Below are 14,645 nucleotides of genomic sequence, written 5' to 3' on the forward strand. Positions count from 1 at the left end.
ATACGCTTTTTCTGATCTTCTATTTTATTGTATAATTTGAATAAAAGATAGAATAGAATTATTATAGAAAGTATATACAATGCATCTAATCCCCTTCCAAGTCCAGCAAATGATGCTAAATTTATACTTATCTGTGGAAATAATGCTGCTAATATAACTAAAATCCATATAACCAACCATTCAATATATGTTCCTATACTAAGTGTATCGTTACGAAAACGTTTACTTACCAATAAAATAACAGCAACACTAACTACAATAATTATTATTTGATATAATTCCATTGTAAATCTCCCCTATTATTTGAATGTTTCATTAAGAAATTCTAATATAATTTTTAATCCTACAATTGTATTTGTACCCTTTTCTATTGTTCTTTTATCATATATTGTAGTCATTGGTACTTCTTTTAATCTTAAATTACGTCTTTTTATTTCACCAATAATTTCAGATGATACACCATATTGTGGAGATTTTAGATTTAATTTACGTGCTGCTTCATTTGTAAATGCTCTAAGACCTGATTGTGAATCAGTAACCATTTTTCCCTGAAATATATATGTTATATAGTTCATAACAGTATTTCCAAAACGTCTACCCTTTGGCATGTCATTAAAATCCCTTGAAGCTATAACAACATCTGCACTTCCATCTTGTAGAGGTGGATACATATTATACAAGTCATCTGGATTATGTTGTCCATCTGCATCAAATGTAATTATTATATCAGCATTTTTACTTAGGGCTGCTTTTATTCCAGTTTTAATAGCTCCCCCTAATCCAACATTAATAGTATGTCTGTAGAGATATACCATGGGTGAGAATTTATCAACTAATTTCTTTGCTATCTCTGGACTACTGTCTACTGATCCATCATCTATAATTAAAACCTTAAATCCACGTTTAACAAGTTCTGTTGTTACTTCTTCAAGTGTTTCTTCTTCATTGTAACAGGATAAAACAATATATATACTTGATGTTATTGGTGGTATGTCTTCTTTGTTCATTTTCTTCGTGTCCTGTGTTGTGTTTTTATTAATTTAATATTTTTAAAATTCTGTTACTATATATATTAAACATTATTTTTATATTTTAAAGTAAAATTGAAATTATATTAGAAAATATTAATTATTTATTATTTATTTTTTTAAGAACATCACACATCCTATGTGCTAAATATATTGAAGTATCGTATCCAACAGTATCTTTTTTTGTATCACCCACCCCTGTACAACCATAATGTGCTGTAGGTCTATCATCTCCTACTATTATTGCACCTTGTATTAAAAAAAAGTCATGAATTGATGCTATAGTACTTTCTTGTCCTCCATTACGGAAACCTCCACAACTTAGTGCTCCACACACCTTATATTTAAATGCATGTATATTTCGTAGTGGACGTAGTCTGTCAATAAATGATTTTGCAAGTCCTGTCATGTCTCCAAAATAAACTGGACTACTCATGATTATACCATCGGCTTCTTTTACTTTAGATGTTAATAAAACCATATCATCATCTATATGACACTTGTTATTTTTCTTACAATAGTCACATCCAGTACAATAATCAATTTTCTTATCACATAAAGTAATAAGTTCTACTTCAATTCCATTTTTACTTATTTCATCTAATGTATTTCTAACAAGATATTCTGTATTACCATTACTTCTTGGACTACCTACAATTCCTACAACTTTCATATAATCACCTAAAAAAAATCATTGAATAACAAAATAAAAAAAAAAAGTTTACTAAAAAAATAGAAGAAATTAGAAATCAACATTAGTTTCTTCTAAAGACTTCCATAACTTATCCTTATCAGATAATATAATCTCATCAACATCATCTAAAGGCCACTTAATACCAATAGTTTCATCATCCCACTTAATTCCATCTTCATCATCAGCCTTATAATAATCAGTACATTTATATGTAAACTCTGCTTCATCAGATAAAACCAAAAATCCATGAGCAAAACCCTCAGGTATGTAGAATTGTTTCTTATTTTCACTAGATAAAATAACACCAACCCACTTACCATATGTACTTGAATTACTTCTTAAATCAACAGCAACATCAAAAACTTCCCCTTTTATAACACGAACAAGTTTTCCCTGAGGCTGTGTACGTTGAAAATGTAATCCTCTAAGAACACCCTTTTTAGATTTAGACTGATTATCTTGAACAAATTCTGAAGATATTCCAGCCCTACTAAATACTTCCTTCTGATATGTTTCCATGAAGTATCCACGATTATCTCCAAAAACTGTAGGTTCAATAATATACACTCCATCAATTGAAGTTTCATTAAATTTAAATTTTTCCATTATAATTATCTCCATTTATTATTAATATATAATTCTATTTAACAAGTTATTTTAAATAAACCCCTAATATATAAAAACACTAATTTTTACCTAGTTTTTCCTGTTGTTTTTCATAAACAGGCTTATATAATCTTGCATAAATACCACTTGGAACTACATATACAAGTAATATTAGTATGGATATTAAAAATCCCTTAATCCACCCTGTTAACTTATATAAAACTGAAATTAATGATAAAACATTATTTTTAATATTAGGACGACCTGTTGCCTTATCAACCATAATAGCAACAAGTACCACTATAATATAATAATTTGTTGTAAGAGAATGATTATCTAAATTTTGATAACAGATACGTCGTATATTATCATCCTTAAGCATTAGTGCAGAATTTAACCATCCATCATAAAACTTAGTAAAGGTATATGTATGCTCACTATCAGTATCAGGATTATCCCCCTGAATTATAATATCATTCTTTGACTTATAAACATAATAATTCTCATCCACAGATTTTGAAATAAATGCAAATTGTGGAAAGAAATTTGGAACATTATCATATGCTTGAATAAGAGTATTAGAATCATAACTATCAGTTCTAAAAATATATGCTGAAATAAATGCCATGTCCATGAAATATTTACCCTTCATAATATCAATTAATTCCCTAACATGAATTTCTCTAGATGAAGTCTTATTAGTACTAGTTATATTATTTTCTTCTTCTAAAATATCATTCAATGATTTATCAGAGGGATTTTTCTTATTTGTTGGTAATAAACATGAGGTCACATAAATAAAATCATACTTATCAGAAACTACTGCATCTATCACATCATCAACAGTTGAAAAATCATAGTTATCATCATCACCCAAAATCCAGGTATATTTTGACTCTGAAGTTTCAACAGCACGAAGAATATTAGCATTACCACCAATATTAGTTGAATGTCTTACTATATGCATATTTGGAAATAATTTTTCATACTTAGCACATATCTCTGGAGTATTATCTGGTGAACAATTATCAAGTACTGTGAATTTACAATTCTTAAATGGACTATTTAAAAATTGATTTAAAGTATTATCCAAGTACTTACTTCGATTATATGTGATTAATATTATTTCCATCTTTTCTTCAATCATAGAACTCACCTAAACACGTAATTAATTATTTCTTCTAAACCATTTAATTGTTCTTTTAATACCTTCCTCAAATGTTATTTGAGGTACAAATCCAGTATCAATAACAAGTTCACTAATATCTGCCTTAAGATACATGACCTGATTTTTATTATAAGCACGTCTTCCAAATCCAACATTAAAATCCGGATTAATATTATCACGTATAATTTCAATATACTCTCTTAAAGGCCTAATTTTTCCAGAACCAATGGTATAAACTTTACCATCAACACCACTTGTTGCTACTTTAATAAATGCCCTTGCACAGTCCTCAGAATATATGTAATCCCACATTTGATTTCCTTCTGTTGTGTCAAATGGTTTATTATTAAGAATACTACCAATACATGAAGATATGAGTGTTTTTTTATTATCTCCTGGACCATAAACACTAAGTATTCTAACCCAAATATGCCGTAGTCCCATGTTTTGTGCAAATATTCTACTTAATTTACCTGCAGTATACTTACATACACCATACCCTGTTACTGGATCTACTGACATATTTCCATTTAATGCTTCTTCTTTTAATCCATACTCTGCTTGTGAACCTGCACCAACAAATACACTACAATTAGATTTTTTTGCAAGTTTACATGCATCTAATGTATATTTAACATTATCAAGCTGAGTATATGAATCATCACGTCCATCAATAGTCCCCTTCCATGCAAGATGAAATAATACATCAGAATCTGGAAGAGATACATTACATAAATCACTTACATCACATTCAATAACATGAATATTAGAATCCACGGGAATATTCTTGATTTTTGAAGAACCAGGCCTTACTATTGCATATATTTCATTATTTTCCTTTAAAAGATTCATAATACTAATGGCAATCATACCAGTAGCACCAGTAATTATATACCTCATAAATACCACAACAATTTAAGTACATACTTACTTCTTAATAATCATATTTTCTTCAAGTTCATCTCTTGGTAGGAATGGTTTCATATCTTCAAGTGGTGCTGAAACCATCTTTCCATCTGGAAGCTTTTTAGATGCAGATTTTGGTTCAAATTCCTGTTTTGTATCTACAAATATTTCACACATCACATATCCATCATGATTTAATGTTTTATTAACAGTTTCATCTAACTTACTAATATCATTACATGAATAATATGGAATAGAATAAGCATTAGCTATTTTTTTCATTTGTGGGAAGCTTACATCACCACTATCTCCACCAATTCCAACAAATGGTCTTTCAAAGAATGATCTTTGTGTTATTCTTATTGACTGATATCCATTGTTATTTATTACAAATAATTTAATAGGTAGTTTATGATGCACTATTGTTTGTAATTCTTGGAGATTCATTTGAATACTTCCATCTCCACTTACACATACAAGACGTTTTTTACCAATACCAAAACATGCACCACAAGCAGCAGGCAGGTCATATCCCATTGAAGCAACACCAGAATTTACAACCAATCTTTGTCCTTTTTTAAGTTTATATCCATGAATACATGCACATGCTGAACCATTAGCAACCACGATCTTCTCATATTCCATCATATTTGAAGATAATGTATCTAGAAATGCATATACATTTATAGGACTTTTTTGTTGGTATTTTAATTTATCACATACAGGATACTTATTTTTCCACTCATTACATTTATCTACCCATTGATTGTAATTAAATTCATAGCCCATATACTCTTCATCAAGTACCTTATTAAATATTTCTAGGAAATCACCAATATCTGATTGTATTGGCATATCTATATTAATTGTTGGTTTTTCTATTTCAGCCTTATCAATTTCCACCATTATCTTATATGCATCATATGCCCATTTATCATATGCAAATGAAACTTGTCTAGTACTTAATCTACAACCTAAGGATAGTATTAAATCACTATTTTGTACAGCGAAGTTTGCTGGTCTATCTCCAAATGATCCACCACAACCTACTGTTAATTTATTATCATATTCAAGTGAATCTGTAGCATTCCATGCATTTACAACAGGTATTTGTAATTTATTTACAAGTTTTAAAAATTCATCATGTGCATTATTTGTTCTAATAGCACTACCAGCATAAATAACTGGTCTTTTAGCAGATTTAAGTTTGGAAATAACATTTTCAATTGTATCTTTTGTTACTTTAACACCTAAATCTATATCCAATTCATCTTCATTAAATTCTATTAAATCATCAGTATCAATAATAGCTCCCTGAATATCTAATGGAACATCTATCCAACATGGTCCTGGTCTTCCAGAAGTAGCAAGATATAATGCTTTTTGAAGAACATATTTTATTTCATTAGGATTTTTTATCATATGTGCATATTTTGTCATTGAATCTACTGTTGAGACAATATTCCATTCTTGATCCCCTAGTTGTCTAAGATCTAGCCCTGTACTATCTACTGTCATTTCATATTTTACTTGTCCTGATATTACAAGCATTGGTATTGAATCAAGATATGCTCCAAGTACTCCAGTTAGTGCATTTGTTCCCCCAGGTCCTGTTGTTACACACACAGCAGGTAGTTTATTTGACATTCTATAATAACCTTCTGCTGCTATTGCACATGCTTGTTCATGATGATTATAGATACATTTAATATCTTCATTATGACCAAATCCATCATTAAGATGCATTGCACCTCCACCTACAACTGTAAATAATGTATCTATGTTGTTTTCAGCTAAAAATTCTGCTATATAATCTGCTACTCTTATTTTCATTATATTGTCTCCTTGAATTAAATTATTTTTATGTATTATCGTTGAACTCGTCCAGAAGCATTACCATTTGCAAGTAAATTAACTTCTTCCTCTGTAACTAAATTGAAGTCCCCTTCTATTGTTTGTTTAAGACAACTTGCTGCTGTTGCAAATTCCATAGTTTTATCAATGTTCATATTTTTCATAAATCCATATATAAGTCCTGCAACAAAACTATCTCCTCCACCAACCCTATCTGTTATATGAATAGAATACTCCTTAGATTGATAACATTTATTCCCATAGTATATTAATGATGTCCATTTATTATCACTTGCTGATATGGATGTTCTAAGAGTACATGCAATATATTTACATCCAAATCTTTCATGAATCTCTCTTGCAACTTCCTTATATGATTCATAATTTAATATTCCCCTATCCACATCAGAATCAGAAGCTTTAATATCAAATACCTTTTCTATATCTTCTTCATTTGCAATACAAACATCAACATATTTAATGAGTTTTGTCATTACTTTGTTTGCTTTTTCTTGTGTCCATAATTTAGATCTATAATTTAAGTCACAACTAATTGTAATACCCATACTTTTTGCAACAATACATGCCTCTAATGTAATTTCTGCCAAGTTATCAGATAATGCAGGAGTTATACCTGAAAAATGAAACCATGAAGCATCTTCAAATATGGTTTCCCAATCAAAATCACAAGATTCTGCCTCAGATATTGAAGAAAAAGCCCTATCATAAATTACCTTTGAAGGTCTCTGACTTGCACCTTTTTCCATATAATAAATACCTAAACGTCTTCCACCATAAACTATATGGTTTATACCTACACCATATTGTCTAAGCTTATTAAATGTGGCTCTTCCCATTTCATTATCTGGAAGTTTTGTAACAAATTCAGTTTCAATATTATAATTTGCTAGAGAAAATGATACATTTGCCTCACTTCCACCATAATTAATATCAAAACTATTTGCTTGTATAAATCTATTATATCCTGGTGGTGATAATCTTAACATTATTTCTCCAAAGGTAATAACTTTACTCATATAATCACGTCTATAATTCAACATTTACCCTATTTTTAAGTTCGTCACATCTTGCCTTATCTTCATCTACTACTGATTGATAATAATTTAATTTATTTTTAAGATAAAGATATTCAAATGTTATTGCTGTATCTATTGCATTAGCATAATTACCATCAAGTTTTTCAATATCAAATACTATTTTTCTTGTTTCTATTCTATCAATTGAATCCTCTAATTTCTTTATAAAATCAATACTATTTACTGATAATGTTCCACCAAATGCTGAGTTAAATCCATAATCATTTGATTTATCAATTATTGTTTTACAATATTCAAACATTTTCTGACCATTAATTTCACTCTTTGGAATGGAACATGAACTTGAAAAATCACTTCTTCCTATAACAACAGTATCTAGAAAATCACTATTTTCCCTAAAAATATTATCCATATTTTCATATGCTGTTATTGTTTCAAGATTTATTATTCTATCAATTACTCCATCATCTTTAGATGGAAATACTTTATTAAATGCTTTTCTAAATTTTGATGCTGCAAATGGTGTTTCAATCATTGGGGCCATTATACCATCTGCACCCAATATTTTACAATCATCCAAATCTCTTACAGCTTCACATCCACCAATTTTAATGTACATTTTGAGTCCTGCTTTAGAAATAATATCACGTAATTTTGTTAATTCATTTTTTCTAGAGCCTTCTGTTTCAAACTCTGATTTTACTGCTATTACACCATAGTCTTTTTTTAGTATTTTTAGTATTTCAACCATTTTTTCTTCTGTAGTGTTCATGACAATCACTTAAATTTATGAATTTATTATTCAACAGCTTCTCTTATTTTTTCAATCATATAATCAATTTTTTCATTAGTCATACCAGGATATACACCTATCCAAAATGTATTATTCATAATTTTATCAGTATTTTCTAAGTCTCCAACTACTCTGTACTTATTACTATCTCTTATTTGATCAAAACATGGATGTTTAATAATATTTCCTGCAAATAACATTCTTGTTTGAATATTATTATCTTCTAAATACTGTACTATTCTATTTCTATTATTTTCTTTTGTTGTAATTAAAAAACCAAACCATGAAGGATCACTATTTGGTTCTGCTTCAGGTAGTATTAATTTATCTTCAAGACCCTGTAGTCCATCTTTTATTCTGTTGAAGTTTTTCTTTCTTTTTTCAACAAAAGATGGGAATTTATCTATCTGTGCACAACCTACTGCTGCTTGCATATCTGTTGCCTTTAAATTATATCCAAAATGGGAGTAAACATATTTATGATCATAGCCTACAGGTAATTTACCATATTTTTGTGTAAATCTATTACCACAAAAATTATCTTCTCCAGAACTACACTGACAATCTCTACCCCAATCACGTAGTGAACGTATGATTCTGTTAAGTAGAGGATTATTAGTATATACTGCTCCACCTTCCCCTGTTGTCATATGATGTGGTGGATAAAAACTACTTGTACCTATATCACCTATTGTTCCAGTGAATTTTTCTTCATTATCAATTACATATTTACTTCCCAATGCATCACAATTATCTTCTATTAACCATAAATCATGTTCTTTACAAAACTTAGTTATGTATTCTAGATTAAATGGATTACCAAGAGTATGGGCTATTATTAAAGCTTTTGTTTTATCAGATGAGGCATCTTCTAGTTGATTAACATCTATATTATACTGTGGAATTGTAACATCAATAAATACTGGTACTGCACCATACTGTATTATTGGAGCAACAGTTGTTGGAAATCCTGCTGCTACTGTTATTACTTCATCTCCAGGAAGTATTTGTCTATCTTCAAGAAGGGGGGATGTTAATGCCATAAAAGCTAGTAAATTAGCAGATGATCCTGAATTTACAAATGAACAATACTTGATATTAAGATATTTAGCTAATTTTTTTTCAAAAGAATCAGTATATCTTCCTGATGTTAACCAGAATTCAAGGGAGCTATCCACTAAATTCACCATTTCTTCACAGTCATATACTCTAGAAGCATATGAAATCTTATCTCCCCTATGATACTCTACAGGTTTATGATATTTATCAGCATATTCCCTTACTAACTGTAATATTTCTTCTCTTGCTTCTTTCTCTGTCTTATTTTTAAATATAATGATTCCTCCTTTGATATTCATCTATTTGATTACTGGTGTATTCTTTCATATCTTCATTGTTAATATAGGCATTTGTCCATTCAACTGTTTTTTCAATAGCTTCTTTAATATTCCATGTTGGCCTCCAACCAAAGACATCCTTTATTTTCTGGTTGTTAAGTTTTAAGAAGGTTGCCTCATGTGGACCATTATCACTCTTATTTATCCATTTTATGTTGTTGTTTGTGATTTTATTGTAGTGGCTACAAAATATATCCACTAAAGTTTTTGTTGTAATACAGTCTTCATCATCTGGTCCAACATTGTAGTAACCTGCATATTCACTATTTTCATATTGTTTTTTTATTATTGTTAAGTACATGTACAATGGTTCTAAAACATGTTGATAAGGTCTAATTGAATTTGGATTTCTTATAATAATATCTTCATTATTAATACATGCTCTTACACAGTCTGGTACTATTCTATCCTTTGCAAAGTCTCCACCACCAATAACATTTCCTGCTCTTGCTGTTGAAGTATTGATGTTTTTTTCTTTAAAGAATGAATTATTATAAGAATGTGTTATTATTTCAGAGCATGATTTACTATTTGAATATGGATCATATCCATCAAGTTTTTCATATTCTGAGTATCCCTCATTTTTTCCAGTATTTTCATATACTTTATCTGTTGTTACATTTAGAAATGATTTAACATTTGATTCTCTAATACATTCACATATATTTACAGTACCCATTACATTTGTTTGGTAGGTATATAATGGATTTTTATAGCTTTCTCTTACAATTGGTTGTGCTGCCATATGAATTACAATGGAAGGATTAGTATCATAAAATATGGTTTTTAACATGTTTAAATCCCTTATATCACCTATAACTGAATTTATATCATTATCTAAATCTAATAATTCGTATAAATTAGGATTAGATGGTGGATTTAATGAGTATCCTGTTACATTAGCACCATATTTAACTAATATACTTGTTAACCATGAACCCTTAAAGCCTGTATGTCCTGTTAGTAAAATATTTTTATTTTTAAAGAATTTATCCATAATTTATCAACTATATACTTTATTTCCATAAATACCATGGTGCATTATCTTCTTGCCATAATTTTTCTAAAGCATCATGATCTCTTTTTGTATCCATACATTTCCAGAATCCATGATGCTTATATGCCATTAACTGACCATTTGTTGCTAAGTTTTCAAGTGGATCCTTTTCAAAAACTGTTGTATCATCTGTAATATAATCAATAGCTTCTTTTTCAAGTATCATGAATCCACCATTAATCCATCCACCATCTTCTTTTGTTTTTTCTGAGAATTTATTTATTGTTTCAGTTTCATCTATTTTTAGTACACCAAATCGTCCTGCAAGATTCACTGCTGTTATTGTTGCAAGTTTTTTATTTTTCTTATGGAAATTGTATAATTTATTTAAATTAACATCAGACACCCCATCACCATATGTTAACATGAATGGTTCATCATCTGGCAAATAATCTTTAATTCTTTTAATACGTCCACCAGTCATAGTGTTAAGACCTGTATCTACTAAAGTAACTTTCCATGGTTCTGAATAATTGTTATGTACTTCCATTTCATTTTTTGATAAGTCAAATGTTACATCAGATGTGTGAAGATAGTAATCTGCGAAAAATTCTTTAATCATGTGGGATTTATATCCAAGACATATTATAAATTCATTATATCCATAGTAGGAATATATTTTCATTATATGCCATAAAATTGGTTTTTCCCCTATTTCAATCATTGGTTTAGGTTTTAAATAGGATTCTTCAGAAATTCTAGTTCCAAAGCCTCCAGCAAGTATGACCACTTTCATAGATTTAATGCTCCTATTTTTTTATTATATATAATATATTATTTTTTAATAATATGTAGTTAGCCTTATTAATTCACATATTTTTATGAAATTATTTTTTTTAATGAAAAAAATATGTATCACTATATATTGATATTAATTACAATCAAACATACAATAAATTTAATATAATCTAAATTATAATCATTAAATAACTACTCAAAAAAAACCCAAAATAAATATTTGAAAGAAAGAAAATTGGAGATGAATAGATGAAAATTGATGTAGATGATTCAAATTGGATAAGACCAATGCCTAATGCAATTATATCATGTAGAAGTAAAGATGGACATGATAATGCATTGGCAATAGGATTTATTTCAAATATTGCAACAGATCCTCTTATGATAATGGTAGCAATAAGACCTTCAAGATATTCACATGAGATTATTAAAGAAACTAAAAACTTCGTTGTAAATCTACCAACAAAAGACTTTAAAAGAGAATTTGACTACTTGGGAAGTGTTTCAGGATATGATGAAGATAAATTAACATCAATCAATACAACTGATGCAGATGTAATTAATGCACCAATACTTACAGATTGTCCTATAAACTATGAATGTAGTCTTATAGATGTGTATAGTCCTGGAAGTCATGATTTATTCATTGGAAAGGTTGAGAAGGTTCATTGTGATGATAAATATCTAACAAAAGAGAAATCTGTTAATTGGGAAAAAATAGATTTATTATAATATTGGAGATAATCAAATGAAAAAAGAAGCAGATAAAACAAAAGCAAGAATAAAACCCATGCCAAACACTATTGTATCATGCCGTAAAGATGGACATGATAATGCATTAGCAGTTGGAGTTGCAAGTGTAGCAAGTATCGATCCTGTAATGGTAATGATTGGAATTATACCTTCAAGATTTTCATATGATATGGTAAAGGATACTGGAAAATTCGTTGTAAATATACCTACAAAGGAATTTAGTGAGAAATACATGTACCTTGGAACTGTATCTGGACGTGATGAAGATAAATTAGCATCCATTAACACAACTGATGCAGATATAATTGATGCACCAATACTTACAGATTGTCCAGTAAATATTGAATGTAGTGTTGTTGATTCAATACAACCTGGAAGTCATGAATTATTTATTGGAAAAGTAGAAAAGGTTCATTGTGATGAAGAATACTTAACAGAAGATAATGATGTTAAATGGGATGAAATAGATTTAATTTAATCTCCTTTTTACATCTTTTTAGTTAATATCCTATTTTATTAAGTTTTATATCTAAATCTAAGAGGAATTTAAGATGGAAGTTTACACTTTTTCTATGGCATCATTATAATATTTGAGGAGTTTCTCATTTTTCATAATATGTTCCATGTTAAAAATATCTTCACTTGTTTGTTTATTGTTTTTGGCAATTGATAGTTGACTGTTAATATATCCCTTGTTTTTAATAATATTTCTTAATTTATATGCATGTGTTTTTTTAGGATTTTCTATTCTCTCTTGCATAGTATGTATAATTTCATCCTTACCTAAATCTAGTCTAGTGTTTATTTGTTTAATTTCATTAATTATATTAAAAGCCCAATTCTTTAGTGATACTTCACACCCATCATTTAATAGTTTTAAATTAGTATTAAATGCATTTTCTGCAGTGTTTTCCTCGTTTATTAAACTTTCTTCCTGCCATTTATCATAAGTGGATTCTTCTTTAAGTAACAAGTACAGTAGGAATATGTGTATAAATTCCATATCCTCCATAGATATTCCACATTTATCAAATGGATTTATATCAATAGTCCTTATTTCAATATATTGAATTCCATCCTCTTTTAATGATTTTAAAAAGTTATTTCTATCATGTGGTTTTAAACGTATCTGGGTGTATAATTCCTTTGATTCAGATAATAAACCTTTATTAATAAAATCTTTAACATCTCTTATAAACTCATCTACTGATGTGTATCTAGGATAGAGGGGTGTTTTATTTTTATATCCACATGATGCATTTCTATATGATACAGCCTCAGTACCATAATAACTATCATAGTTATCTTTTTTATTCATTAGATTGTAACATTTTTCTATAAATGTTTCATGACATGCAATAGATGTTCCTGTTAGATATATTATTAGCCATTTATATCGAAGGTAGTTTCTTACTATTTTAAGATAGAGCTGATTTTTAAAGTTTTTATATGAAAGATCATGGGATATATTTTTATATAATTTTTCTATGACTTTTTCATCAAATGAGAAGTTATAATGAATTCCTGATATTAACTGTAGTTTTCTTCCATATTTTTTTGATAGATTTTTTCTATATTCATATGCATCCTTACCTTCTTTTGAATATTTGGCTATGGGTATTTTAGAGTCATCTGGTATGATACAGGGTAGTGATTGATTCCATATATATTCATTATCTGGAATATTTATGTTTACTAAATCACTTATAAATGACAGAAATTGATATACTTCATTTAATGTATTGAATGATGGTGTTACTATTTCTATCTGACTTTCTGAGAAATCTGTTGTTATATATGGATTTTTAAGTTTATCTCCAAAGACTTCTGGATGTGGTGTTAAGGATAGATTTCCATCTTTTGTTACTCTAAGACCTTCCTTTTCTAATCCAAAGTTTCCTGATAGAAGTTCATTGTTAGTAAGTATTTTTTCTATCTCTTCTATATTAAAATAATTTTTCATGTATTATATGTTTGTATATTATTTATATTAATATTTTTTAACAATTGTTATATTTTAAAAGTATTATAAAAAGTTATGTATCAAAAAATTTTAAAAATATGATTTTACAACAATTAAATTTTAAAAATTATTGTAGAAATATATTTTCTACAAGTAAAAATAGAAAAAAAAGTGTATATGTCTATATGAATCCACATCCATCTGATGATTCACTTCCCATACACACACTACATGATTGTGGAATATTAACCTTTTCTTTATGTATTTGACAGAGAATTTCCTTTGTTTTTATTGTTTTACATATGTGACAGAATCTTGGTATTAAATCTATTGGTTCTAATTCCCCATTTTTTATGTCTCTTGCCATATTTTTTATATATTGTTCTACAACAGGATCAAAATCTAGTTCATGCCCTCTTTTATCACTAATATATTGTGATACTGCAGGTTGTGTTATATCTAGTAGTTCTGAGATATCTTTTTGTTTCATTCCAAGGTTTAATAATTCTTTTGCAAGTTTTGAACGTATTGATGGTATTACATACCATACTACTATTTCACATGGTGGTTTCATATTATTTACCTCCAAAGATATAATTAAAGTTAGTATTTTAGTATAATTTTATTTAT

Annotated in this window: 16 protein-coding genes; 2 read left to right on the forward strand and 14 right to left on the reverse strand. The window is 28.5% G+C overall.

Annotated elements, in window-relative coordinates; translation table 11 throughout:
* The 12 genes from A9758_RS06935 to rfbF all read right to left on the reverse strand — a co-directional run.
* Window positions 1-284: DUF2304 domain-containing protein (locus tag A9758_RS06935; RefSeq protein ID WP_069776349.1), on the reverse strand; the 284-nt coding region annotated here is incomplete at its 3' end.
* A gap of 15 nt (window positions 285-299) precedes the next feature.
* Window positions 300-1,007, reverse strand: a complete 708-nt coding sequence (locus tag A9758_RS06940) for a glycosyltransferase family 2 protein (protein WP_011406140.1) — start codon at window positions 1,005-1,007, stop codon at window positions 300-302.
* Window positions 1,008-1,128: 121 nt separating this feature from the next.
* Window positions 1,129-1,701 carry a flavodoxin family protein gene (locus A9758_RS06945; RefSeq protein WP_011406139.1) on the reverse strand — a complete coding sequence of 191 codons (573 nt, stop codon included), beginning with the start codon at window positions 1,699-1,701 and terminating at the stop codon, window positions 1,129-1,131.
* Window positions 1,702-1,770: 69 nt separating this feature from the next.
* Window positions 1,771-2,328 (reverse strand): dTDP-4-dehydrorhamnose 3,5-epimerase, encoded by a 558-nt coding sequence (gene rfbC, locus A9758_RS06950; RefSeq protein WP_011406138.1) that lies wholly within the window; start codon window positions 2,326-2,328, stop codon window positions 1,771-1,773.
* Window positions 2,329-2,407: 79 nt separating this feature from the next.
* On the reverse strand, window positions 2,408-3,475 hold the full coding sequence (locus A9758_RS06955) for a glycosyltransferase family 2 protein (RefSeq protein ID WP_011406137.1): 1,068 nt from the start codon (window positions 3,473-3,475) through the stop codon (window positions 2,408-2,410).
* 21 nt (window positions 3,476-3,496) lie between these two features.
* Window positions 3,497-4,396 (reverse strand): NAD(P)-dependent oxidoreductase, encoded by a 900-nt coding sequence (locus A9758_RS06960; protein ID WP_048059707.1) that lies wholly within the window; start codon window positions 4,394-4,396, stop codon window positions 3,497-3,499.
* Window positions 4,397-4,423: 27 nt separating this feature from the next.
* Window positions 4,424-6,235, reverse strand: coding sequence for a thiamine pyrophosphate-binding protein (locus A9758_RS06965; RefSeq protein ID WP_011406135.1), 1,812 nt, complete (start codon window positions 6,233-6,235; stop codon window positions 4,424-4,426).
* Window positions 6,236-6,270: 35 nt separating this feature from the next.
* Window positions 6,271-7,293, reverse strand: coding sequence for a sugar kinase (locus A9758_RS06970; protein ID WP_011406134.1), 1,023 nt, complete (start codon window positions 7,291-7,293; stop codon window positions 6,271-6,273).
* A 10-nt stretch (window positions 7,294-7,303) separates the two neighbouring features.
* Window positions 7,304-8,086, reverse strand: coding sequence for an aldolase/citrate lyase family protein (locus A9758_RS06975; RefSeq protein ID WP_048059706.1), 783 nt, complete (start codon window positions 8,084-8,086; stop codon window positions 7,304-7,306).
* 26 nt (window positions 8,087-8,112) lie between these two features.
* Window positions 8,113-9,465, reverse strand: a complete 1,353-nt coding sequence (gene rfbH / locus A9758_RS06980; RefSeq protein ID WP_011406132.1) for a lipopolysaccharide biosynthesis protein RfbH — start codon at window positions 9,463-9,465, stop codon at window positions 8,113-8,115.
* A complete protein-coding gene (gene rfbG / locus A9758_RS06985; protein ID WP_011406131.1) occupies window positions 9,434-10,501 on the reverse strand; it encodes a CDP-glucose 4,6-dehydratase in 1,068 nt (355 codons plus the stop codon). Before rfbG ends, rfbH begins: the two co-directional genes overlap by 32 nt.
* 19 nt (window positions 10,502-10,520) lie before the next feature.
* Window positions 10,521-11,297: a glucose-1-phosphate cytidylyltransferase gene (gene rfbF, locus A9758_RS06990; protein ID WP_011406130.1), complete on the reverse strand. Its 777-nt coding sequence runs from the start codon at window positions 11,295-11,297 to the stop codon at window positions 10,521-10,523.
* 251 nt (window positions 11,298-11,548) lie between these two features.
* On the opposite strand from rfbF, the gene A9758_RS06995 reads away from it, so the two are divergent.
* Entirely contained in the window at window positions 11,549-12,031 is a 483-nt protein-coding gene (locus tag A9758_RS06995; RefSeq protein ID WP_011406129.1) for a flavin reductase family protein, read from the forward strand.
* A gap of 16 nt (window positions 12,032-12,047) precedes the next feature.
* Complete coding sequence (locus A9758_RS07000) at window positions 12,048-12,530, forward strand: flavin reductase family protein (protein WP_011406128.1); 483 nt, start codon at window positions 12,048-12,050, stop codon at window positions 12,528-12,530.
* 81 nt (window positions 12,531-12,611) lie between these two features.
* Here the strand turns inward: A9758_RS07000 and gshAB are convergent, their stop codons facing one another.
* Both gshAB and A9758_RS07010 read right to left on the reverse strand, forming a co-directional pair.
* A complete protein-coding gene (gene gshAB, locus A9758_RS07005; protein ID WP_011406127.1) occupies window positions 12,612-14,015 on the reverse strand; it encodes a bifunctional glutamate--cysteine ligase GshA/glutathione synthetase GshB in 1,404 nt (467 codons plus the stop codon).
* A gap of 181 nt (window positions 14,016-14,196) precedes the next feature.
* Window positions 14,197-14,589, reverse strand: coding sequence for a transcriptional regulator (locus tag A9758_RS07010; RefSeq protein ID WP_048059705.1), 393 nt, complete (start codon window positions 14,587-14,589; stop codon window positions 14,197-14,199).
* Window positions 14,590-14,645: the final 56 nt, after the last annotated feature.

The sequence above is a fragment of the Methanosphaera sp. A6 genome, assembly GCF_001729395.1.
In the GTDB taxonomy this organism is placed as follows: domain Archaea; phylum Methanobacteriota; class Methanobacteria; order Methanobacteriales; family Methanobacteriaceae; genus Methanosphaera; species Methanosphaera stadtmanae.

Excerpts from the sequence above, each read along its gene's own strand:
- A9758_RS06940 (WP_011406140.1), bottom strand. The coding sequence starts at position 1,007 with ATGAACAAAGAAGACATACCACCAATAACATCAAGTATATATATTGTT.
- A9758_RS06945 (WP_011406139.1), bottom strand. The coding sequence starts at position 1,701 with ATGAAAGTTGTAGGAATTGTAGGTAGTCCAAGAAGTAATGGTAATACA.
- rfbC (WP_011406138.1), bottom strand. The coding sequence starts at position 2,328 with ATGGAAAAATTTAAATTTAATGAAACTTCAATTGATGGAGTGTATATT.
- A9758_RS06955 (WP_011406137.1), bottom strand. The coding sequence starts at position 3,475 with ATGATTGAAGAAAAGATGGAAATAATATTAATCACATATAATCGAAGT.
- A9758_RS06960 (WP_048059707.1), bottom strand. The coding sequence starts at position 4,396 with ATGAGGTATATAATTACTGGTGCTACTGGTATGATTGCCATTAGTATT.
- A9758_RS06965 (WP_011406135.1), bottom strand. The coding sequence starts at position 6,235 with ATGAAAATAAGAGTAGCAGATTATATAGCAGAATTTTTAGCTGAAAAC.
- A9758_RS06970 (WP_011406134.1), bottom strand. The coding sequence starts at position 7,293 with ATGAGTAAAGTTATTACCTTTGGAGAAATAATGTTAAGATTATCACCA.
- A9758_RS06975 (WP_048059706.1), bottom strand. The coding sequence starts at position 8,086 with ATGAACACTACAGAAGAAAAAATGGTTGAAATACTAAAAATACTAAAA.
- rfbH (WP_011406132.1), bottom strand. The coding sequence starts at position 9,465 with ATGAATATCAAAGGAGGAATCATTATATTTAAAAATAAGACAGAGAAA.
- rfbG (WP_011406131.1), bottom strand. The coding sequence starts at position 10,501 with ATGGATAAATTCTTTAAAAATAAAAATATTTTACTAACAGGACATACA.
- rfbF (WP_011406130.1), bottom strand. The coding sequence starts at position 11,297 with ATGAAAGTGGTCATACTTGCTGGAGGCTTTGGAACTAGAATTTCTGAA.
- A9758_RS06995 (WP_011406129.1), top strand. The coding sequence starts at position 11,549 with ATGAAAATTGATGTAGATGATTCAAATTGGATAAGACCAATGCCTAAT.
- A9758_RS07000 (WP_011406128.1), top strand. The coding sequence starts at position 12,048 with ATGAAAAAAGAAGCAGATAAAACAAAAGCAAGAATAAAACCCATGCCA.
- gshAB (WP_011406127.1), bottom strand. The coding sequence starts at position 14,015 with ATGAAAAATTATTTTAATATAGAAGAGATAGAAAAAATACTTACTAAC.
- A9758_RS07010 (WP_048059705.1), bottom strand. The coding sequence starts at position 14,589 with ATGAAACCACCATGTGAAATAGTAGTATGGTATGTAATACCATCAATA.